Origin of the sequence: Bacteroides congonensis (genome assembly GCF_900130125.1) — a bacterium.
Classification (GTDB): Bacteria; Bacteroidota; Bacteroidia; order Bacteroidales; family Bacteroidaceae; genus Bacteroides; species Bacteroides congonensis.
The window spans coordinates 396,062-417,876 of the sequence record NZ_FQXY01000009.1; the positions used below are offsets into that span (position 1 = coordinate 396,062).

The 21,815-nt window shown below is 39.2% G+C and carries 15 protein-coding genes and 3 tRNA genes; 12 read left to right on the forward strand and 6 right to left on the reverse strand.

All coding sequences use genetic code 11. The features are described from left to right. Window positions 1-9: 9 nt before the first annotated feature. The 3 genes from BQ7997_RS08170 to BQ7997_RS08180 all read left to right on the forward strand — a co-directional run bounded on the left by BQ7997_RS08170 (window position 10) and on the right by BQ7997_RS08180 (window position 2,453). Window positions 10-837 carry a tetratricopeptide repeat protein gene (locus tag BQ7997_RS08170; protein ID WP_073345350.1) on the forward strand — a complete coding sequence of 276 codons (828 nt, stop codon included), beginning with the start codon at window positions 10-12 and terminating at the stop codon, window positions 835-837. A gap of 126 nt (window positions 838-963) precedes the next feature. Further along, window positions 964-1,254, forward strand: a complete 291-nt coding sequence (locus BQ7997_RS08175) for a hypothetical protein (RefSeq protein ID WP_022138231.1) — start codon at window positions 964-966, stop codon at window positions 1,252-1,254. A gap of 77 nt (window positions 1,255-1,331) precedes the next feature. After that, entirely contained in the window at window positions 1,332-2,453 is a 1,122-nt protein-coding gene (locus BQ7997_RS08180; protein ID WP_073345353.1) for a universal stress protein, read from the forward strand. A 245-nt stretch (window positions 2,454-2,698) separates the two neighbouring features. On the opposite strand, the gene BQ7997_RS08185 is transcribed toward BQ7997_RS08180, so the two are convergent. Continuing rightward, on the reverse strand, window positions 2,699-3,913 hold the full coding sequence (locus tag BQ7997_RS08185; protein WP_073345355.1) for a tetratricopeptide repeat protein: 1,215 nt from the start codon (window positions 3,911-3,913) through the stop codon (window positions 2,699-2,701). A 32-nt stretch (window positions 3,914-3,945) separates the two neighbouring features. After that, on the reverse strand, window positions 3,946-6,522 hold the full coding sequence (gene gyrA / locus BQ7997_RS08190) for a DNA gyrase subunit A (RefSeq protein WP_073345358.1): 2,577 nt from the start codon (window positions 6,520-6,522) through the stop codon (window positions 3,946-3,948). Window positions 6,523-6,879: 357 nt separating this feature from the next. On the opposite strand from gyrA, the gene BQ7997_RS08195 reads away from it, so the two are divergent. From BQ7997_RS08195 to BQ7997_RS08230, 8 genes are all read left to right on the forward strand, one after another. Then, window positions 6,880-9,411, forward strand: coding sequence for an ATP-dependent Clp protease ATP-binding subunit (locus BQ7997_RS08195; RefSeq protein WP_073345361.1), 2,532 nt, complete (start codon window positions 6,880-6,882; stop codon window positions 9,409-9,411). Window positions 9,412-9,543: 132 nt separating this feature from the next. Beyond that, window positions 9,544-11,589, forward strand: a complete 2,046-nt coding sequence (htpG, locus tag BQ7997_RS08200; RefSeq protein ID WP_073345363.1) for a molecular chaperone HtpG — start codon at window positions 9,544-9,546, stop codon at window positions 11,587-11,589. Between the two features lie 171 nt (window positions 11,590-11,760). Then, window positions 11,761-14,061 carry a patatin-like phospholipase family protein gene (locus tag BQ7997_RS08205; RefSeq protein WP_073345366.1) on the forward strand — a complete coding sequence of 767 codons (2,301 nt, stop codon included), beginning with the start codon at window positions 11,761-11,763 and terminating at the stop codon, window positions 14,059-14,061. A gap of 79 nt (window positions 14,062-14,140) precedes the next feature. Further along, window positions 14,141-14,214 (forward strand) — tRNA-Arg (locus BQ7997_RS08210). 20 nt (window positions 14,215-14,234) lie between these two features. After that, window positions 14,235-14,308, forward strand: a tRNA-Arg gene (locus BQ7997_RS08215). A 23-nt stretch (window positions 14,309-14,331) separates the two neighbouring features. Continuing rightward, window positions 14,332-14,405 (forward strand) — tRNA-Arg (locus tag BQ7997_RS08220). 131 nt (window positions 14,406-14,536) lie between these two features. Beyond that, complete coding sequence (locus tag BQ7997_RS08225; RefSeq protein ID WP_073345369.1) at window positions 14,537-14,917, forward strand: ISAon1 family transposase N-terminal region protein; 381 nt, start codon at window positions 14,537-14,539, stop codon at window positions 14,915-14,917. Window positions 14,918-14,945: 28 nt separating this feature from the next. Beyond that, window positions 14,946-15,782 (forward strand): ISAon1 family transposase, encoded by an 837-nt coding sequence (locus tag BQ7997_RS08230; RefSeq protein WP_073345373.1) that lies wholly within the window; start codon window positions 14,946-14,948, stop codon window positions 15,780-15,782. Window positions 15,783-16,159: 377 nt separating this feature from the next. Here BQ7997_RS08230 and dapA read toward each other — a convergent pair whose 3' ends face one another. Together dapA and ligA are read right to left on the reverse strand one after the other, a co-directional pair. After that, window positions 16,160-17,053 carry a 4-hydroxy-tetrahydrodipicolinate synthase gene (dapA, locus tag BQ7997_RS08235; protein WP_073345374.1) on the reverse strand — a complete coding sequence of 298 codons (894 nt, stop codon included), beginning with the start codon at window positions 17,051-17,053 and terminating at the stop codon, window positions 16,160-16,162. A 59-nt stretch (window positions 17,054-17,112) separates the two neighbouring features. Beyond that, a complete protein-coding gene (ligA, locus tag BQ7997_RS08240) occupies window positions 17,113-19,113 on the reverse strand; it encodes an NAD-dependent DNA ligase LigA (protein WP_073345377.1) in 2,001 nt (666 codons plus the stop codon). A 74-nt stretch (window positions 19,114-19,187) separates the two neighbouring features. On the opposite strand from ligA, the gene trmD reads away from it, so the two are divergent. After that, window positions 19,188-19,865, forward strand: coding sequence for a tRNA (guanosine(37)-N1)-methyltransferase TrmD (gene trmD, locus BQ7997_RS08245; protein WP_073345380.1), 678 nt, complete (start codon window positions 19,188-19,190; stop codon window positions 19,863-19,865). Window positions 19,866-20,083: 218 nt separating this feature from the next. Here trmD and BQ7997_RS08250 read toward each other — a convergent pair whose 3' ends face one another. Beyond that, window positions 20,084-20,995 carry a dihydroorotate dehydrogenase gene (locus tag BQ7997_RS08250; protein WP_022137460.1) on the reverse strand — a complete coding sequence of 304 codons (912 nt, stop codon included), beginning with the start codon at window positions 20,993-20,995 and terminating at the stop codon, window positions 20,084-20,086. Beyond that, entirely contained in the window at window positions 20,983-21,759 is a 777-nt protein-coding gene (locus BQ7997_RS08255; protein WP_044655173.1) for a dihydroorotate dehydrogenase electron transfer subunit, read from the reverse strand. The genes BQ7997_RS08250 and BQ7997_RS08255 overlap by 13 nt, the downstream gene beginning before the upstream one ends. Between the last annotated feature and the right edge of the window lie 56 nt (window positions 21,760-21,815).

Genomic DNA, 21,815 nt, shown 5'->3' on the forward strand with positions numbered 1-21,815 from the left:
GATTGTGTTATGAAAAAAATATTATTTTTTATATTAATATTAATGTCGGTGACTTGTTTTGGACAGAATTCACAAAACATTGATTCTATACAAGTTAACGATTCTATCCATGCGGGTTCTACTATATTCTCTAATGATACACCCGGTGATATTACAAAAGCTGAAGGGGACTCCGCATACATAAAGGAAGATTATGCCACAGCTATTCAAGTATACGAAACGCTGTTAAAGAATGGAGAAGCTGCTGACGTTTATTATAACCTGGGAAATAGTTATTATAAAATAGGAGAAATAGCAAAAGCAGTCCTCAACTATGAACGTGCTTTACTATTACAACCCGGTAATAATGACATTCGTGCTAATCTTGAAGTAGCACGTGCCAAAACAATAGATAAAGTAGAACCAGTTCCCGAAGTATTCTTTGTCTCATGGACTAAGTCTTTGATAAATAGTATGAGTGTAGATGCATGGGCAACATGGGGAATCATCTCTTTTATTTTATTCATTGTTGCACTCTATTTCTTCATATTCTCTAAACAGATTATGTGGAAGAAAGCCGGTTTTATATCAGGAATCATCTTTTTGATTATTACTATATGTACTAATCTTTTTGCTTCAGAGCAAAAAGAACATTTAGTAAACCGGAATGAAGCAATTGTTATGAATCCAAGTGTCACAGTTCGAAGTACTCCCAGTGAAAGTGGCACTAGCTTATTTATTCTCCATGAAGGAAGAAAGGTAAGCATCAAGGACAATTCGATGAAAGAATGGAAAGAAATTCGCTTGGAGGACGGAAAAGTAGGCTGGGTGCCGGCTTCCGCTATTGAGGTGATATAGAGCTAAATAAAAGATTTAATAAATTCAGAAAAAAGATAAGCAAATAATTTGTTTTATCTTTTTTTTTGCTTAAGTTTATAGCGTGATAAAAAAATCACATAGTATTAACCATTAAATTTACGAGACATGAGAACAATAACATTTAATGAACTTCGTAAGATTAAAGATTCATTGCCTAGCGGTAGCATGCATAGAATAGCAGACGAACTTGGTTTGCACGTAGATACTGTGCGAAACTTCTTTGGCGGCCACAATTTCAAGGAAGGAAAAAGCGTCGGAATACATCTTGAGCCCGGTCCGGATGGTGGGCTTGTAATGCTGGATGATACGACAGTTCTTGATCGGGCTTTAAAGATATTGGATGAATTGAATATGAGAATGCAAAAAGAACAGGCTACCGAATCTGTGCAAGTTTAAAATATAACAAACTCTGAATCCCAATTGAGCAAACAATTGGGATTTCTTATTTGTTCACCCTTCAAAAATGTACATTTATGGAAGACAAATTAGTAACCCTAGCCATTCTGACGTATACCAAAGCTCAGATATTAAAGAATGTCCTTGAAAATGAAGGTATTGAAACATACATTCATAACGTAAACCAAATACAACCGGTTGTTTCTTCGGGTGTTCGCTTACGAATTAAGGAAAGTGATTTACCACGTGCACTAAAAATAACAGAAAGTTCGACCTGGCTATCCGAAAGTATAGTGGGAGAGAAGGAGCCTAAGGTTGAAAACAAATCGAATAAGATTTTAATCCCTGTTGACTTCTCTAATTACTCGATGAAAGCGTGTGAATTTGCTTTTAATTTGGCGAAAACAGAAAATGCAGAAGTCATCTTATTACATGTTTATTTTACGCCTATATATGCATCATCATTGCCATATGGGGATGTTTTCAATTATCAGGTTGGAGATGAAGAAACTGTGAAAACTATTATTCACAAGGTACATTCAGATCTCAATGCTTTATCTACAAAAATAAAAGAAAAAATTGCCTCAGGAGAATTTCCTGATATCAAATATAGTTGTATTCTTCGGGAAGGTATTCCTGAAGAAGAAATACTTAGATATGCCAAAGAGCAACGTCCCATTGTGATTATCATGGGAACTCGGGGCAAGAATCAAAAAGATATTGATTTGATTGGCAGTGTAACCGCTGAAGTTATTGAGAGAAGTCGTACTGCAGTGTTGGCCATTCCTGAAAATACACCATTCAAACAATTCAGTGAAGTCAAACATATTGCTTTCATAACTAATTTCGACCAAAGAGATTTAATTGCATTTGAAGCATTCTTCAATACTTGGAAATCATTCCATTTCTCAGTATCTTTGATACATCTTACCGAATCCAAAGATACCTGGAATGAAATAAAACTTGCAGGAATAAAAGAATATTTCCATAAACAATATCCGGGGCTTGAAATTCATTATGATGTTGTAATGAGTGATAATTTATTAAAAGGACTTGATCAATATATCAAAGAGAATCAAATAGATATAATCACACTAACTTCATATAAAAGAAATATATTCGCGCGTTTATTTAATCCAAGTATTGCCAGAAAGATGATATTTCACTCTGATACACCGTTACTAGTTATTAATGGATGATCAAAACGGATATAAAAAGAGATTCACGATGAGGGAATAATCAATATTATGTTTAATAGAAAAGGAGCAAATTCATACTTTGCTCCTTTTCTGTTTTTGTGTCATCCAAAAATTATTATCCATCAATTGTTGGAAAGCCGAAACTACAAAACGATCCTTCTCAAAAAATGAAATAAAAAAAGAAGGTTACTATTTTACAAGTAACCTTCTTTATCTTTTTTATTCAGATTTATTCAGAAAGATGATTATTTCATCAACTTATCAATTTCTTCAAATTCAGGCCCCATATTCAAGTTATAATAAACTCGGTAAAGACCTTGCAACCACAAATCTTGTTGATCAGGTTTCAAAGCTCTGGCTTTTTCATAGAAGGGTTTAGCTTCTTCATAGAATTTTTTCACTACAGCCTGTGCTTCAGCATACTTAGGATCATTAATATCTGTTGTAGCTTTGTCAGCATAATCCTGTGCCTTCATCAAATATACCAAACCAACGTTAGAGTATGCTTCTGCATATTCCGGATCAGCAGCAATAGCCTTCTTATAGTATTCGATTGCATTATCATACTCCTTCATGTTATGATACAGATATGCTTTTACATACAAATACAGTTTGTTGTTAGGATCATTAGACAACATTCTATCAGCAAATTCCATTGCTTTAGAAGCTTGATTAGAACTATTATAATAATCAACTAAGTTTGCAAAGAAATAGTCATTTCCCGGGAATTTTAGGATACCTTCTTCCAAAGCCTTGATCCATGCTGCAGTATCACCTTTAGCTTTATAAGCATCAGCCATCAACTGCATTGCAAATTTACCACCGTCTTTATCAGCCAAAGCCGCAGGTGCATATTTGATGATTGCGTCTTTATCACCTACTCTATCAGCAGCCAATGTTGCATAATAAGCAATTTGTGGAAGCAGAGTATCAGTTTTAGCAATTTCTTTGTCAGCTAACATCGGATAAGAAGCTGATTCTACGTATGTTGCGAAGAATTTCAGAGCTTCTTTATTCTTATCCAAATTGAAATACTGGATACCACCATTAATCAAGTTTGGACGTTCAGCCAACATGCTGGAAGCATTTGCCTTGCGATATTTGTTTTTAATTTTACCTTTTTCATTAGGAACTTGTGCCAAATCATCGCATTTTGTATAGTACTCATACATTTTCAAAATACTATTGTATACTTTCAATGTATCATACGGTTTTTTCAAAAAAGCATTTTTCATTTGCTCTTCGTTGATACGTCTCTGAATAAATCCAGCAACGTCCCATGTGTCAGCAAGATCCTTTGTTTCAGGATTCTTCATAGCTTCTTTAATGAGCTGTTCAGCCTGCTTAAAATTAGGTTTTACATCATTGGCAATACTCTTTGCTTCTTTCACATTCTTCATCTGAGCGAATGAGAAGCTAACAGCCATCAATAAAACCATCGAAAATAATACTCTTTTCATGATTGTTGTTTGATTAATTATTAATATTATGTCTATTCCTCAATTTCATTGTTGCTTTCGTTTTCATTAACGTCAGCTACATCTTCAACATCGGGAGCATCTGCGTTTGGATCACTCACAATAGTTCCCTCTGTTTCTTCTGCCGGTATTTCATCTTCAAGACTTTCAGTCATAACCTTACATACCGAACCGATCTGATCGTTACGTTTTTCAAGATTAATAAGACGAACACCTTGCGTAGCACGTCCCATGATGCGAACATCTTCCACTTTCAAACGGATAGTGATACCAGACTTATTAATAATCATCAAGTCATTTTCATCTGTAACAGACTTGATTGTTACCAATTTACCTGTTTTCTCCGTAATATTCATGGTTTTGACACCCTTACCGCCACGGTTAGTCTTACGGTAATCTTCGATTTCAGAACGTTTTCCATATCCCTGTTCAGAAACAACCATTACAGATTCTGTTTCCAAATCCTTGATACAAATCATTCCAACAACTTCGTCCTGACCATCATTATCCAATGTAATACCACGTACACCCGTCGCAGTACGTCCCATTACGCGGACTGCTGCTTCATGGAAACGAATTGCACGTCCATTACGATTAGCAATGATAATCTCATTGTTTCCATTCGTCATACGAACTTCAATAACACTGTCATCTTCACGAATAGTAATTGCATTTACACCGTTCTGACGAGGACGAGAGTATTGTTCAAGCAGTGTTTTCTTTATTACACCTTTCTTAGTACAGAACAATACATAATGGCTATTAATAAATTCAGAATCCTCCAGGCTCTTGACACGCAAGTATGCTGTTACATTATCGTCAGAATCAATATTCAGCAAGTTTTGGATAGCACGTCCCTTAGAATTCTTCGTTCCTTCAGGTATTTCATATACCTTCAACCAATAGCACTTACCTTTTTGTGTAAAGAACATCATAGTATTGTGCATGGTAGCCGGATAAATATGCTCAACAAAGTCTTCGTCACGGGTTTCTGTACCCTTGGAACCTACTCCACCACGGTTCTGTGCGCGGAATTCAGTCAACGGTGTACGTTTGAGATATCCCATATGAGAGATTGTGATAATCATCTGGTCATCCGCATAGAAGTCTTCCGGATTAAACTCTTCTGAAGAATAAACAATTTCAGAACGACGTTCATCGCCATATTTCGCTTTTACTTCTAACAATTCCTCTTTCATTACCTTGCGGCATACTTCATCATCAGCCAGGATACTTTCCAAATAAGCAATTTGCCTCATTATTTCTTCGTATTCTGCATGAAGCTGATCCTGCATCAGACCAGTCAACTGACGCAAACGCATTTCTACAATGGCACGAGACTGAATTTCTGTCAGGTTGAAACGCTCTATCAAGCCTGCAATAGCATCATTGGGGGTTTTAGCTGCACGAATAATACGGATTACTTCATCAATATTGTCCGAAGCTATGATTAAACCTTCGAGAATGTGTGCACGCTCTTTTGCCTTGCGGAGTTCAAACTGTGTACGACGGATAACAACTTCATGTCTATGCTCAATGAAGTATTTAATTAAATCTCTCAGATTCAGAGTCTTCGGACGTCCGTGAATCAGAGCAACGTTATTCACACCGAAAGATGTCTGCAAAGCTGTCATCTTATAGAGCTTATTCAGCACTACACTTGCGTTTGCATCACGTTTCACGTCAATAACTATACGCATACCGTCACGGTCAGACTCATCATTCGCATTCGAGATACCCTCTATTTTCTTATCGTTCACAAGGTCAGCGATGTATTTAATCAATTCTGCCTTGTTTACATTATACGGTATCTCGGTTACTACGATCTTATCATGCGTCTGTCCGGTTTCTATTTCAGCTTTTGCACGCATAACTACACGTCCACGACCTGTCAGATATGCTTCACGAACACCGCTTACACCATATATATATCCGCCTGTAGGAAAGTCTGGAGCTTTAACAAATTCCATCAACTCTTCTACCGTAATTTCCGGATTATCGATATATGCATCACAAGCATCGATTACTTCCGAAAGATTATGAGGCGGCATGTTGGTAGCCATACCTACAGCAATACCGGATGCACCATTTACTAAAAGATTAGGAATACGGGTCGGCATTACTTTCGGTTCAACCAACGTATTGTCAAAGTTAGGTTCGAAATCGACAGTTTCCTTATACAGGTCATCCATCATTGCTTCACCCAACTTATTAAGACGGGCCTCGGTATAACGCATAGCCGCAGGACTATCACCGTCCACCGAACCAAAGTTACCCTGTCCGTCTACCAATGGATAACGCATTGCCCATTCCTGTGCCATACGCACCATTGCAAGATAAACAGAAGAATCTCCGTGAGGGTGATACTTACCAAGTACTTCACCGACGATTCTCGCTGATTTCTTATAAGGTTTGTCTGAAGTATTACCCAATTCCATCATTCCGTATAAAATTCTACGGTGAACGGGCTTAAATCCATCTCTAACATCCGGAAGGGCACGTGAAACTATGACCGACATGGAGTAGTCAATGTACGATGACTTCATTTCCTCCTCGATGTTAATCTTTATAATTCTGTCTTGTTCAAGCATTTAAAATGATTATTAATTATACATTCTACGGTTTGTGAAAAACCACGCTAAAGTACTACTTTTCCCGGATATACGAAAGTTTTTGGGAAGAAACTTTTATTATGGCCGGAACGATGTCCGGCAAAGCTTTAAAATACGAAAACAAAAGGAGAAAAACAATAAATATAAGGTATAAAGACAGTATAATATCAGGAAAAAATGCCTGAATGTTTGTTATACCTTATATATATAATGCAAATACACTGTTTTTATGGCACGCCATTTGTAGATATAAGAAATAAAGCAAATATTGCAATACAAACCTGATTTAATGCGTATATTTGCCAGTGAATAACCCTTAGAAGAAAAGGAATAAGTATGAATAATCAATTCTCACAAAGAGTTTCCGACATTATCGTCTATAGCAAGGAAGAAGCGAATCGGTTGAGAAGTAGGTACATAGGCCCTGAACACCTGCTTCTGGGAATGCTCCGTGACGGTGAAGGAAAAGCTATCGAGATATTGTCTAAACTCAACACCAATTTGGCTATAATCAAGCAGCAGATTGAAACTCAATTGAAGGCAGAAGCTGATGATATGTTACTGCCTGATGCAGAGGTGCCGTTGTCCAATGATGCGGCAAAGATATTAAAAATGTGTATTTTAGAAGCACGTGGAATGAAAAGTAACATCGCTGATACAGAACATGTTCTGTTAGCAATTTTAAGAGAGAAAAATAATATGGCAGCTTCCGTACTTGAAGCAAATGATATAAATTACGCAAAAGTATTGGAACAAGCTACGTTGCAGCCTGATATCAACTCAGGCATGGGTTTTACAGAGGACGATGATGATGACGAAGAAATGTCCTCTCCCCGTTCAGGTGGCAGAGGTGGTTCTGAAGAACGTCAGCAGGCACAAACTGCTTCAAAAAAGCCGTCCAATGACACACCGGTACTCGATAATTTCGGTACGGATATGACAAAAGCGGCAGAAGAAGGAAGATTGGATCCTGTAGTCGGCAGAGAAAGAGAAATCGAACGCCTGGCTCAAATTTTGAGTCGTCGTAAAAAGAATAATCCGATTCTGATCGGCGAACCGGGTGTCGGAAAGTCTGCTATCGTTGAAGGACTTGCCTTGCGAATCATCCAGAAAAAGGTTTCACGAATTCTGTTTGACAAACGAGTGGTAGCCCTCGATATGACAGCTGTCGTGGCAGGAACCAAATACCGTGGACAGTTTGAAGAGCGTATCCGTTCCATTCTCAATGAGTTGCAGAAGAATCCGAATGTGATTTTGTTTATTGACGAAATTCACACGATTGTAGGTGCAGGTTCGGCAGCAGGCTCTATGGATGCTGCAAATATGCTGAAACCGGCATTGGCAAGAGGAGAAATACAGTGTATTGGTGCCACCACCTTGGATGAATATCGCAAGAACATCGAAAAGGATGGCGCTTTGGAACGTCGTTTCCAGAAAGTAATAGTAGAACCTACTACTGCTGAAGAAACGCTTCAGATTCTGCGTAATATCAAGGACAAGTACGAAGATCATCACAATGTATATTATACAGATGAAGCCCTTGAAGCATGTGTCAAGCTGACAGATCGTTATATCACAGATCGTAATTTCCCAGATAAAGCCATTGACGCTTTGGACGAAGCCGGTTCACGGGTACATCTAACCAATGTCAATGTCCCTAAAGAGATAGAAGAACAGGAAAAACTGATCGAAGAAGCTAAAAACAAGAAAAATGAAGCTGTAAAATCACAGAATTTCGAACTTGCAGCCAGCTTCCGGGATAAGGAAAAAGAACTCTCTCTCCAATTGGATGAGATGAAGAAAGAATGGGAAGCTAATCTCAAGGAGAACAGACAAACTGTGGATGCAGAAGAAATAGCTAATGTCATCTCAATGATGTCAGGTATCCCCGTGCAACGCATGGCTCAAGCTGAAGGCATTAAACTGGCAGGTATGAAAGAAGACTTGCAGTCCAAAGTCATTGCGCAGGATACAGCCATAGAGAAGTTGGTGAAAGCGATTTTGCGAAGCCGTGTAGGACTAAAAGATCCTAATAAGCCGATTGGTACATTTATGTTCTTAGGCCCGACAGGAGTTGGTAAAACCCATTTAGCAAAAGAGTTGGCCAAATATATGTTCGGATCTGCCGATGCATTGATTCGCATAGACATGAGTGAATATATGGAGAAATTCACAGTTTCACGATTGGTCGGAGCGCCTCCAGGATACGTAGGATATGAAGAAGGTGGTCAGTTGACTGAGAAAGTTCGTCGCAAACCATACTCTATCGTATTGCTTGATGAGATAGAAAAGGCACATCCTGATGTATTCAATATCCTGCTTCAGGTGATGGATGAAGGTCGTTTGACTGACAGTTATGGCAGAATGGTAGACTTCAAAAATACCGTTATTATCATGACTTCCAATATTGGAACCCGTCAGTTAAAAGAATTCGGACGAGGTGTCGGATTTGCGACACAAAGCCGCCTGGATGATAAAGAGTTCTCGCGAAGTGTAATACAAAAGGCCTTGAATAAATCATTCGCGCCTGAATTCATTAATCGTGTGGATGAAATTATCACATTCGACCAACTCTCTTTGGATGCTATAACAAAGATTATAGACATAGAGTTGAAAGGGCTGCATAGCAGGATTGAATCCATTGGATACAAGCTTGTTATTGAAGATAAAGCAAAAGAATTCATCGCAAGTAAAGGATATGATGTGCAATATGGCGCCCGTCCTTTAAAACGAGCAATTCAGACTTATTTGGAAGATGGCCTGTCCGAGCTTATCATTTCTTCATCCTTGAAGGAAGGAGATAATATTCAAGTCTCTCTCAATGAAGAAAAAGGTGAACTTGAAATGAAAGTTATTGCTGCGGAGTAGAATTATTTTCAGAATAAGCGAATCTTAAATATGTCATAATGTCAGACCTTCGGGTCTGGCATTTTTTTTGTCTCTATCTGAGCAAACATCAATTAAAATTAATCAATAGATAAACTAAAAAATATACGTATTATGCAAAAAGGTAATATTGGGGTTACAACAGAAAACATTTTCCCTATCATCAAGAAGTTTTTGTACAGTGACCATGAAATTTTTCTTCGTGAGTTAGTATCCAATGCGGTAGACGCTACCCAGAAGCTGAATACATTGGCTTCTATTGGCGAATTCAAAGGTGAACTGGGCGAACTGACCGTTCATGTCGAATTAGGTAAAGACACTATTACCATCTCTGACCGTGGTATCGGTCTGACAGCAGAAGAAATTGAAAAATATATCAATCAGATTGCATTTTCAGGAGCTAACGATTTCCTCGAGAAATACAAAAATGACGCAAATGCCATTATCGGCCACTTCGGACTCGGTTTCTATTCTGCCTTTATGGTTGCGAAGAAAGTAGAAATAATCACTAAATCATATAGAGACGGCGTACAAGCAGTAAAATGGACTTGTGATGGTAGCCCTGAATTCACTATCGAAAACATAGAAAAAGCCGATCGTGGTTCAGACATCATCTTATACATTGATGATGATTGCAAAGAATTCCTTGAAGAAGCACGTATTTCCGGACTTTTGAAGAAATATTGCAGCTTCCTTCCTGTTCCTATTGCATTTGGAAAAAAGAAAGAATGGAAAGATGGTAAACAGGTAGAAACAACTGAAGACAACATCATTAATGATACGACTCCTCTTTGGACTCGTAAACCGAGTGAACTATCGGATGAGGATTATAAATCATTCTATAGCAAGTTGTATCCAATGTCTGACGAGCCACTCTTCTGGATTCATTTGAATGTGGATTATCCATTCCATCTGACTGGTATCCTCTACTTCCCGAAAGTAAAGAGCAATATCGAACTAAATAAAAATAAGATTCAGTTATATTGCAATCAGGTATATGTTACAGACTCAGTTGAAGGCATAGTGCCGGACTTCCTGACTTTGTTACATGGAGTAATAGACTCACCGGATATCCCGTTGAATGTTTCCCGTTCATACTTGCAAAGTGATTCGAACGTGAAGAAGATTTCAACATACATCACCAAGAAGGTTTCAGACCGTCTGCAATCTATCTTCAAGAATGACCGCAAGCAATTTGAAGAAAAGTGGAATGATTTAAAAATATTTATCAATTACGGAATGCTCACACAAGAGGATTTCTATGATAAAGCGCAGAAATTCGCCCTTTTCACCGATACAAATGACAAACATTACACATTCGAAGAGTATCAGACTCTTATTAAAGATAATCAGACAGACAAAGATGGAAATCTAATCTATCTGTATGCCAATAATAAGGATGAACAATATAGTTACATTGAAGCTGCTACCAACAAAGGATACAATGTATTGCTCATGGATGGTCAACTGGATGTAGCGATGGTAAGCATGCTGGAACAAAAATTGGAAAAATCCCGTTTTACCCGTGTCGATAGTGATGTGGTAGACAACCTTATCGTTAAAGAAGACAAGAAAGGTGAAGTCTTGGAAGCCGATAAGCAAGATGCTATCACAACAGCCTTCAAGAGCCAACTACCCAAAATGGATAAAGTTGAATTCAATGTAATGACACAGGCATTAGGAGAAAACTCTGCTCCAGTGATGATTACCCAAAGCGAATATATGCGCCGTATGAAAGAAATGGCAAATATTCAGGCCGGAATGAGCTTCTATGGTGAAATGCCTGATATGTTCAACTTAATCTTGAATTCTGACCACAAGCTGATCAAGCAGGTATTAAACGAAGAAGAAGGTGCTTGTCATGCTGAAGTCGCTCCGATACAGTCTGAAATGGATAACGTCAACAAACTGCGTAATGAATTGAAAGACAAGCAGAAGGATAAAAAAGACGAAGATATCCCAACAGCAGAAAAGGACGAACTGAATGATTTGGATAAGAAATGGGATGACTTGAAGAGCAAGAAAGAAGCTGTCTTCATTGGTTATGCAAGTAATAACAAAGTAATCCGTCAGCTTATCGACTTAGCTTTATTGCAAAACAATATGTTGAGAGGTGAAGCATTAAACAACTTCGTAAAACGTAGCATCGAGCTGATTTAAATATCGCCCTTTTAAACATTATATAACTACAAAAAGAGCATTCAACGTTAAAATACACGTTGTAATGCTCTTTTTCATTTTAAAACGACCTGCAAAATATCGATAAATTGAAAAGTATTGCATATATTTGAACACTTAATAGACAGAAATACCAATTGCTTGATTCGGGTTATGAGAAAAATTCTTTTAGTGTTAATTACTTTATGGCTGACCATTCCGGCTATCCACGCCCAAAAGGTAGGACTTGTACTAAGTGGCGGCGGCGCAAAAGGATTAACACACATCGGTATTATTCGCGCTTTGGAAGAAAACAACATTCCTATTGATTATATTGCAGGCACCTCCATGGGAGCTATCGTCGGCTCTTTGTACGCCATGGGATACTCTCCTGACGACATGGTGGAACTGCTGAAATCCGAAGATTTCAAACGATGGTATTCCGGAGAAGTGGAAGAAAAATACGTATATCACTTCAAGAAGAATCTTCCCACTCCTGAGTTTTTCAATATACGTTTCTCATTCAAAGATTCACTAAAGAGCCTGAAACCTCAGTTTCTGCCTACCAGTGTAGTGAATCCAATTCAGATGAATCTCGTTTTTGTAGACTTGTATGCACGTGCAACAGCCGCTTGCAAAGGGGATTTTGATAAACTTTTCGTCCCTTTCCGTTGCATTGCATCCGATGTATATAACAAGAAGCAGTTAGTAATGCAAAACGGAGACTTGGGAGATGCTGTCAGAGCTTCAATGAGTTTTCCATTCATGTTCAAACCTATTGAAATAGACAACGTATTAGCCTATGACGGTGGAATTTATAATAATTTCCCCACAGATGTCATGCGGGATGATTTTCATCCAGATATTATCATAGGAAGTGTAGTATCAACCAATCCCACCAAACCCAAGGAAGACGACCTTATGAGCCAGATAGAAAATATGGTGATGCAAAAAACCGATTATTCTATTCCTGATTCAGTGGGAATTTCAATGACCTTCAAATATGACAATGTCAATCTTATGGATTTTCAACGCATCGATGAATTACATGATATCGGATATAATCGAACCATCAGCATGATGGATTCCATTAAAAGCCGTATTCATCGCCGTGTCAACTATGATAACATACGTTTACGAAGAATGGTCTACCGGAGTAATCTCCCGGAGCTACGCTTCAAAAACATCATTATCGACGGAGCCAATCCCCAACAACAGGTTTATATTAAAAAAGAATTTCATAAATCAGACAATAAAGAATTCACCTATGAGGATTTAAAACAGGGCTATTTCCGGTTGCTTTCAGATAAAATGATTTCTGAAATTATCCCTCATGCGATTTATAACCCGGAAGACGATACATATGATCTACACCTGAAAGTCAAATTAGAGAATAATTTCGCTGTCAGATTGGGCGGTAATATATCTACTTCCAATTCCAATCAAATATATCTGGGATTGAGTTATCAGGATTTGAATTACTATGCCAAAGAATTTATTCTCGACGGACAACTTGGAAAAGTATATAACAACGTCCAGTTTATGGCCAAGATAGACTTTGCCACAGCCATTCCGACCTCATACCGCCTTATAGGTTCAATCAGTACTTTCGATTATTTTAAAAAAGACAAGCTCTTTTCAAGAAATGACAAGCCTGCTTTTAACCAAAAAGACGAACGATTCCTGAAATTACAGGTCGGTTTACCCTTTCTTTCGAGCAAACGTGCTGAATTCGGAATAGGAATTGCTAAAATAGAGGATAAATATTTTCAAAAAAGCGTCATTGACTTTGGAAATGACAAATTTGATAAAAGCCGCTATGACTTATTTGGCGGTTCGATTAGTTTTAACGGAAGTACACTTAACTCCCGGCAGTATCCGACACGTGGATACAGGGAAGCTCTTGTAGCGCAGATTTTCGTTGGTAGGGAGAGATTCTATCCAGGAGAAGGAACTACCACAGGAAGTAACAATAAAGACCACCATTCCTGGTTGCAATTATCCTATATGAAAGAAAAATATCATAATATGAGTGAGCATTGGGTTTTGGGATGGTATTTGAAAGCATTATACGCCTCTAAGAACTTCTCGGAGAACTATACAGCAACAATGATGCAAGCCGGAGAGTTTTCTCCCACACTGCACAGCAAAATGACCTATAACGAAGCTTTCCGCGCCAATCAATTCGTAAGTGCCGGTATTCGACCTGTATATCGTTTGAATCAAATGTTCCACCTGCGAGGAGAATTTTACGGTTTTATGCCCATTTATCCGATCGAAAGAAACTCGTTGAATAAAGCATATTACGGAAAAGCTTTCTCAAAATTCGAATATTTGGGAGAAATTTCTGTTGTATGTCAATTGCCATTCGGAGACATCTCCGCATATGTAAATCATTATAGCTCACCGAAAAAGGAGTGGAATGTCGGATTGAGCATAGGTTGGCAACTATTCAATTATCGGTTCATAGAATAATTTTTCTACAAAAAAAACGTTGAAATACTTGCTAGTTCGGGAAAAGTCCGTATCTTTGCACCCGTTAAAACAAAATAACGGTCGCGTAGCTCAACTGAATAGAGTAGCTGACTACGGATCAGCCGGTTACAGGTTTGAATCCTGTCGCGATCACTTATTTGAATTAACAGATTGGCCGCGTAGCTCAACTGAATAGAGTAGCTGACTACGGATCAGCCGGTTACAGGTTTGAATCCTGTCGCGGTCACTAAAAAAAGAAATCACATATTGGGTCGCGTAGCTCAACTGAATAGAGTAGCTGACTACGGATCAGCCGGTTACAGGTTTGAATCCTGTCGCGATCACAAAATCCTCTGCATTTATTTGTAGAGGATTTCTTTTTTATCCCCATTTCATCGAAGAAATCGGCTCAGGGAAGGTTCAGGGCTCAGTCTGAAAATTTGGGGGATTTGGTTAAAATATCTACTTTTGCATCATGAAAACTCCTTCTCAATCCATAGCTTTAATTGATGCCCTAAGTTTGTTCTTACCTTCGGGCTTACTTGATTATTTTACGCTTGTTGACAGTATCTCTCAAGATACCTGTTTTATCCTTTATTTGGAAGAGAAAGCTGTTATCCCTGATGAATATTCCGACTTTCATCTTCATTCCAAAGGCTTCTTTCCCGAGATTGAAGTACAAGATTTCCCTATCCGTGGAAAAGCAGTTTATTTGCGTATCAAACGTCGTCGTTGGGAAGAGCCTACAACAGGACAGACCTATAGTCGTGACTGGACTTTGGTAGCCTCCGGCACTCGCATTACAGCAGAGTTCGGAGCATTTTTAAAAGAATTACTTAGACAATCATGCCGTTAGCTGCCAAAGCGTAGCTGAACATTATTGTATGGATGGTAAACAGCTTCAGAGTCAATACAAAGAACATTTAAGTGATTATAAAGACTGGGAACAAAAAGAGCATGCCCAAGATTATATTCTTTATCCCAAGAATGTCGGCTATCGTCTTTGTATAGACGAGACAGCCCTAAGCAAGGGAGAGCTTTACACAATTATTATCAATAAGGACAAACATGGAAGAAAAGGTTCTATTGTGGCAGTCATTAAGGGGACTAAAGCGGAAGACGTTATAGCTGTACTGATGTTGATTCCGGAAGATATACGCCGGCAAGTCAAGGAAATCACTTTGGACATGGCCGCAAGCATGTATAAAATCGCCAGAAAATGTTTTCCGCAGGCGATGCAGGTCATAGACAGGTTTCATGTACAAAAGTTGGTATATGAAGCAGTACAAGAACTACGTATTACCTATCGCTGGCAAGTAATCAAGGAAGAAAACAAGCGGATGAAAGAAGCACGAAAGAGAGGAATTGATTATGAACCGGAAGTATTTGAGAATGGGGATACAATCAAACAACTCCTGGCCAGAAGTAGATATCTTCTTTTTAAATCACCTGATAAATGGACCAAAAGTCAGAAGATTAGAGCAGAAATTTTATTTAAACAGTTTGAGGATATCAAGCATGTATACTACTATTCACTCCAGTTAGGAAAGATATTTTCGGCTACTTATGACAAGGATGTGGCAAGAGCCAAACTCGCGTTATGGTACAATAAAATAGAAGAATATGGATATGACACNAAAATAAAGGCATTTAGAGCATCATTTAGAGGGGTAGTAGACAGAAAGTTTTTCCTATTTAGGTTAGCCAAAGTATATGCATGAGGGAATTAACACTAGTTAATCCCCCAAGATTTACAACTGAGCCAGGTTCAGTTGTAAAGGCAGTTCAGGCTCAGTCTGAAAATTTGGGGGATTTGGTGGCTCAGTCTGAAAATTTGGGGAATCCAAAGATACTAGCTTTATTTTATGCTTTTTCGTATAAATCATGTTAGAAAATATTATTATTTAAAGCACCTCATCGCCTAATTCACCGTTGGCCAACCATGAATTCACCGTTGGGCAACGGCAAATTTCTCGTTGCCCAACGGTGAATTAGCGTTTTTCTTTCAAAATGTCAAAAAATAAGGGAAGCCTTTGAGCTTCCCTTATTTAAAAGAAATAAAAAAATACGTTTAATTCGCCAAAGACTAATATTTAAATCAGCATTTTATATTCAATTCGTTCAAGACCTTACGTATCGCTTCAAACGTAGTAATACGGGTAGGAACTAGCGGTAATCGAAGTTTATTTTCAATCATTCCCATAGCATTCAGCATTGATTTCACGCCGGCAGGATTCCCATCTACGAATAGCAGATCAAACAATTCTGTAAATCTGTGATGGATAGTCAGTGCATTAGCAAAGTCTCCCTGAAGCGCCAGGCGTGTCATACGGCTGAATTCACGAGGAAAAGCATTCCCGATAACCGAAATAACGCCCACAGCCCCTAAAGTGATGAGAGGGAAAGTAATGCCGTCATCACCGGAAATCACATTGAAGTTTTCAGGCTTGTTCTTGATAATATCATCCATTTGCGTGATATTGCCGGATGCTTCTTTTATAGCAACCACATTGCTGAAGTTACGGGCAATACGCAAAGTCGTTTCAGCAGTCATATTTACGCCCGTACGACCCGGAACATTATATAACACGATAGGAAGCTCCGTAGCTTCGGCGATTGCCTTATAATGCTGGTAAATGCCTTCTTGCGAAGGTTTATTGTAATATGGCACAACAGACAATATAGCGTCGACTCCTGTGAAATCATCATTTTTTAATGTCTCGACAATAGCACGAGTATTATTACCACCTACACCCAACAGAATAGGAATCCTTCCATTAACGCGGTCAATCACCATTTTTTTTATGGTTTTCTTTTCTTCCTCTGTAAGAGTCGGGGTTTCGGCTGTAGTTCCCAGCACACACAAAAAATCCGCATTATTCTGTAATAGATAGTCCACCATGCGCATCAATGCGTCATAGTCAACGCTCTCATCCTCTTTGAAAGGAGTAATCAGTGCTACCCCCATTCCTTTCAATTTAGTCTGTATCATGAGTTTTAATTATAATCTCTAATTTATTTAGCCGCAAAAGTACGAATATTTTTCTTATCTTACGATATAAGTTTCAGAAATTCGTCTTCGCCAAGTATGGTTATTCCAAGTTTTTTCGCTTTTTCCAGTTTCGCAGGCCCCATATTGTCTCCAGCAAGGATGAAACTTGTTTTCGCAGAAATACTTCCTACATTCTTGCCACCGTTTTTCTCGATAAGTTCTTTATATTCATCCCGTGAATGATGAGTAAATACGCCACTGATAACAATAGACTGTCCTGCCAACTTATCCGTATATCCACTTAAATCTTCTTCAGTGCGATAAAGCTGTAATCCGGCATCTTTCAAGCGACTAACCAACTCACAATTAGACTCATTTGCAAAATACAGCAAGATACTTTGAGCTATTTTTTCTCCGATTTCATCGATACCAACCAGTTTTTCAAGGTCTGCCTGTTGTAGTTCATCTATATTTTCAAACGACTTCGCTATCTTCTTCGCCACAGTTTCACCGACAAAGCGTATTCCTAAAGCAAAGATTACCCGTTCAAAAGGAACCGTTTTACTTTGAGCAATTCCCGTTATAATATTCTCCGCAGATTTCTCTCCCATGCGCTCCAAGCCCTTGATATCATCAGTTGTAAGCTTATACAAATCAGCCGTATTTTCAATTAAACCTAACCGATAGAACATATCTACCGTTTCCGGGCCCAATCCATCTATATTCATAGCCTTCCGACTAATGAAATGCTCTATTTTACCTTTAATTTGCGGGGGACAAGCCGTTTCATTAGGGCAATAGTGCGCAGCTTCTCCTTCATATCTGACTAATTTGCTGCCACATTCGGGGCAAGTAGTGATGAACTTAACCTTCTCACCAAGCATAAAACTACGCGCATCCTTGTCGACCCCCGTGATTTTAGGAATGATTTCACCACCTTTTTCGACATAAACCATATCTCCAATGTGCAAATCGAGTCCTTCAATAATATCCGCATTATGCAAAGACGCACGTTTCACAACCGTTCCCGAAAGCTGTACCGGATCCAAGTTCGCCACTGGAGTGACTGCACCTGTTCTGCCTACCTGGTAAGTCACCTTATTCAAGCGTGTCAAAGCACGTTCAGCCTGAAACTTATAAGCAATGGCCCAACGCGGAGATTTAGCCGTAAAGCCCAAATTCTTCTGTTGCCGCAAGCTATTAACTTTTAAAACAATTCCATCTGTGGCAACCGGCAGATTCTTACGTTCGGCATCCCAATAGTTGATAAATTCAAAAACCTCGTCCAATGTCTGGCATTTACGTGTCAAATCAGATATTTTAAAGCCCCATTTTGCAGCTTCCTGAAGATTTTCATAGTGTCCGTCACAAGGAAGATTATCTCCCAGCAGATAATACAAATACGCGTCCAGCTTGCGAGAAGCAACAATAGAAGAATTCTGCAACTTCAATGTACCGGAAGCCGCGTTTCTCGGATTAGCAAAGAGCGGCTCCTCACGTGCTTCCTTCTCACGGTTCAATTCCTCAAACACTTCCCACGGCATCAGAATCTCCCCACGAATTTCAAAAGTGGCAGGATAATTATCACCATGAAGCACAAGCGGGATGGAACGGATCGTCTTCACATTATCCGTCACATCATCCCCTTTTTCACCGTCACCGCGGGTGACGGCACGAATCAATTTCCCATTTTCATAAGTCAATGAGATCGATGTACCATCATATTTCATTTCACAACAGATCTCAAAATCCTCATTGAGCGCCTTGCGAACACGTTCATAAAAATCTGTCACCTCGGCTTCCGAATACGTATTTGCCAATGACAACATAGGATATTTATGTGCCACCTGGGTGAAGTTCTTGTTCAGATCGCTACCTACACGCATAGTAGGCGAGTTTTCGTCTTTATACTCCGGATGCGCCTGTTCCAAATCCTGAAGCTCACGCATCTTGTCATCAAACTCCTTATCCGAGATTTCGGGAGCGTTCAACACGTAATAATTATAATTATGCCGATGAAGTTCGGCACGCAAATCCTCTATTTTTTCCTTTATATCCATATTTCTTCGATTGTTTAAGGCAAAAATACAGGTTTATCTTTGAATATTTGTACTTTTGCGAAAAATTAAAGATTATGCGTATTGATATTATAACAGTTTTACCCGAAATGATTGAAGGCTTCTTCAATTGTTCCATTATGAAAAGGGCTCAAAACAAGGGACTTGCAGAAATACATATCCACAATCTGCGTGACTATACTGAAGATAAATACCGTCGTGTCGATGATTACCCTTTTGGCGGTTTCGCCGGAATGGTCATGAAAATAGAGCCAATCGAACGTTGCATCAATGCCCTTAAAGCGGAACGGGAGTACGACGAGGTGATCTTCACAACCCCTGACGGAGAACAATTCGACCAACCGATGGCCAATAGCCTTTCTTTAGCGCAGAACCTGATCATTCTTTGCGGTCATTTCAAAGGCATTGATTATCGTATTCGCGAGCATCTGATTACTAAAGAAATCAGTATCGGAGATTATGTCCTGACAGGTGGCGAACTGGCCGCAGCAGTTATGGCCGATGCTATCGTACGTATCATTCCTGGAGTTATCTCCGATGAACAATCCGCGCTTTCCGATTCTTTCCAGGACAATTTATTGGCAGCTCCTGTATATACTCGTCCTGCCGATTATAAAGGTTGGAAAGTTCCCGATATTCTATTATCAGGCCATGAAGCGAAGATTAAAGAATGGGAGTTGCAACAATCCTTGGAACGCACCAAAAAGCTTCGTCCCGACTTATTGGAAGACTAAAAGTATAATGTAAATAAAAACGACGGTGAGAATCAAACGAATTCTCACCGTCGTTTTTATTATGTCCACCATCCGAAGGGTTTACCGGTTGCCTTTTCCTCTAAACACAAGCATCTTATTCACTCATCATTTCACGCTCAGTCCTACACTCCAAAACTTGGAAGGGAAATAACATTTTTCTTGTGTACCCAGTGCGAATGGTTATTGTATGTTTGCAATTACACCTCAAGCGCACCAATAATTTCCTTTACGGACTTACATCCGTGTCTTTCCAAGTAATTATTTATACCATCTTCCACTTTGATAGTAACAGCCGGATCTATGAAATTTGCCGTACCAATCTGGATGGCAGATGCACCTGCAAGCATAAACTCAACCGCATCTTTCCAGTCCATAATACCGCCCAAACCAATGACAGGAATATTTACCGCTTTAGCGACCTGCCATACCATACGCAATGCAATAGGTTTTACGGCAGCACCGGACATCCCGCCTGTTACAGTCGATAAAATAGGCCGTTTACGCTCCGCATCAATCGCCATTCCCAGTAATGTATTGATTAATGACACACTATCTGCACCACTTTCTTCTGCTGCACGGGCTATTTCGGTGATGTCAGTGACGTTTGGAGAGAGTTTTACGATAAGTGTCTTTTTGTAAGCAGAACGCACAGCTTTCACTACTTCTGACGCACCTTTTGCTGACACACCAAAAGCCATACCACCTTGCTTCACATTAGGGCAAGAGATGTTTAATTCTATGGCAGGAATTTTGTCAAGTTCATTAATGATTTCAGCTGTTTTCACATAATCTTCGATAGCAGAACCCGAAACGTTTACAATCATATTCGTCTGGATGTCCTTTATGCGGGGATATATATGTTCTACGAAGTAGTCGACACCCTTATTTTGCAGTCCTACAGCGTTTAACATGCCCGAAGGAGTTTCGGCCATACGCGGATAAGGATTTCCTTCACGTTTGTGAAGAGTAGTGCCCTTTACAATAATACCGCCTATTCGCGCTATATCAATGAAATCTGAGAACTCTTCACCATATCCAAATGTACCGGATGCTGTCATCACCGGATTCTTCATTTGTAATTCACCAATATTTACACTCAAATCTGCCATAGTAGTTTATTTATATTAAAAACAGGACCTTCTTTACATACACACAAGTGACCTTCTGTCGTATTTTCCACACAGCATAAGCATGCTCCGATACCACAAGCCATTGTATTTTCCAAAGATACTTCACATTCTATCTGATTACTTTTGGCATATTTCGCCACGGCCACCATCATGGGCTTAGGGCCACAAGTGTAAATCTGCTCAAACCGTACCTTATTTAATATAGAATGTTGGGTAACATATCCCTTTTCTCCATGGCTGCCATCTTCCGTAGTAGTATACACTTCACCATATTTAGCAAATTCATCCAGTTGAAGCAAGTCTTTATCGCTACGGGCACCCAAAAGGAAGGTAGGTTTATGCCCGTTTTTAGCCAATTGTTCACCTAAATATAACATAGGAGCTGTTCCAACACCGCCACCAACTAACAGGAGCTTATCTGAAGGCTTTTGTGGCATTGTGTAGCCATTTCCCAGCGGAAGTATCGTGTTGATTACATCGCCCGGATTTATCTCTGCCAGGCGCTTTGTTCCGTCTCCAACCATTTGGATCAGAAACCATACTTCATTTCGTTGTTTATCTACAAAATTAATAGAAATAGGGCGACGCAGGAAAGTAGTAAGCGAACCGTCCACCCGGAGTTCAGCAAACTGCCCGGGCAACATTTCGGGCAGTAACGACGAAGAAGTCAGTTTTAGCAATACATAATTAGCATGCAGTTTGATATTCTCCGTAACCGTCAAATCTAAAATAAATTTCTTCATGTATGGATATAAAAAGTATAAATTCGTATTCCGGGTGCAAAGATACAGGAATTTGC

Bases quoted from the DNA above. Each gene is read 5' to 3' on its own strand.
- BQ7997_RS08170 (WP_073345350.1), top strand. From the start codon at position 10: ATGAAAAAAATATTATTTTTTATATTAATATTAATGTCGGTGACTTGT.
- BQ7997_RS08175 (WP_022138231.1), top strand. From the start codon at position 964: ATGAGAACAATAACATTTAATGAACTTCGTAAGATTAAAGATTCATTG.
- BQ7997_RS08180 (WP_073345353.1), top strand. From the start codon at position 1,332: ATGGAAGACAAATTAGTAACCCTAGCCATTCTGACGTATACCAAAGCT.
- BQ7997_RS08185 (WP_073345355.1), bottom strand. From the start codon at position 3,913: ATGAAAAGAGTATTATTTTCGATGGTTTTATTGATGGCTGTTAGCTTC.
- gyrA (WP_073345358.1), bottom strand. From the start codon at position 6,522: ATGCTTGAACAAGACAGAATTATAAAGATTAACATCGAGGAGGAAATG.
- BQ7997_RS08195 (WP_073345361.1), top strand. From the start codon at position 6,880: ATGAATAATCAATTCTCACAAAGAGTTTCCGACATTATCGTCTATAGC.
- htpG (WP_073345363.1), top strand. From the start codon at position 9,544: ATGCAAAAAGGTAATATTGGGGTTACAACAGAAAACATTTTCCCTATC.
- BQ7997_RS08205 (WP_073345366.1), top strand. From the start codon at position 11,761: ATGAGAAAAATTCTTTTAGTGTTAATTACTTTATGGCTGACCATTCCG.
- BQ7997_RS08225 (WP_073345369.1), top strand. From the start codon at position 14,537: ATGAAAACTCCTTCTCAATCCATAGCTTTAATTGATGCCCTAAGTTTG.
- dapA (WP_073345374.1), bottom strand. From the start codon at position 17,053: ATGATACAGACTAAATTGAAAGGAATGGGGGTAGCACTGATTACTCCT.
- ligA (WP_073345377.1), bottom strand. From the start codon at position 19,113: ATGGATATAAAGGAAAAAATAGAGGATTTGCGTGCCGAACTTCATCGG.
- trmD (WP_073345380.1), top strand. From the start codon at position 19,188: ATGCGTATTGATATTATAACAGTTTTACCCGAAATGATTGAAGGCTTC.
- BQ7997_RS08250 (WP_022137460.1), bottom strand. From the start codon at position 20,995: ATGGCAGATTTGAGTGTAAATATTGGTGAATTACAAATGAAGAATCCG.
- BQ7997_RS08255 (WP_044655173.1), bottom strand. From the start codon at position 21,759: ATGAAGAAATTTATTTTAGATTTGACGGTTACGGAGAATATCAAACTG.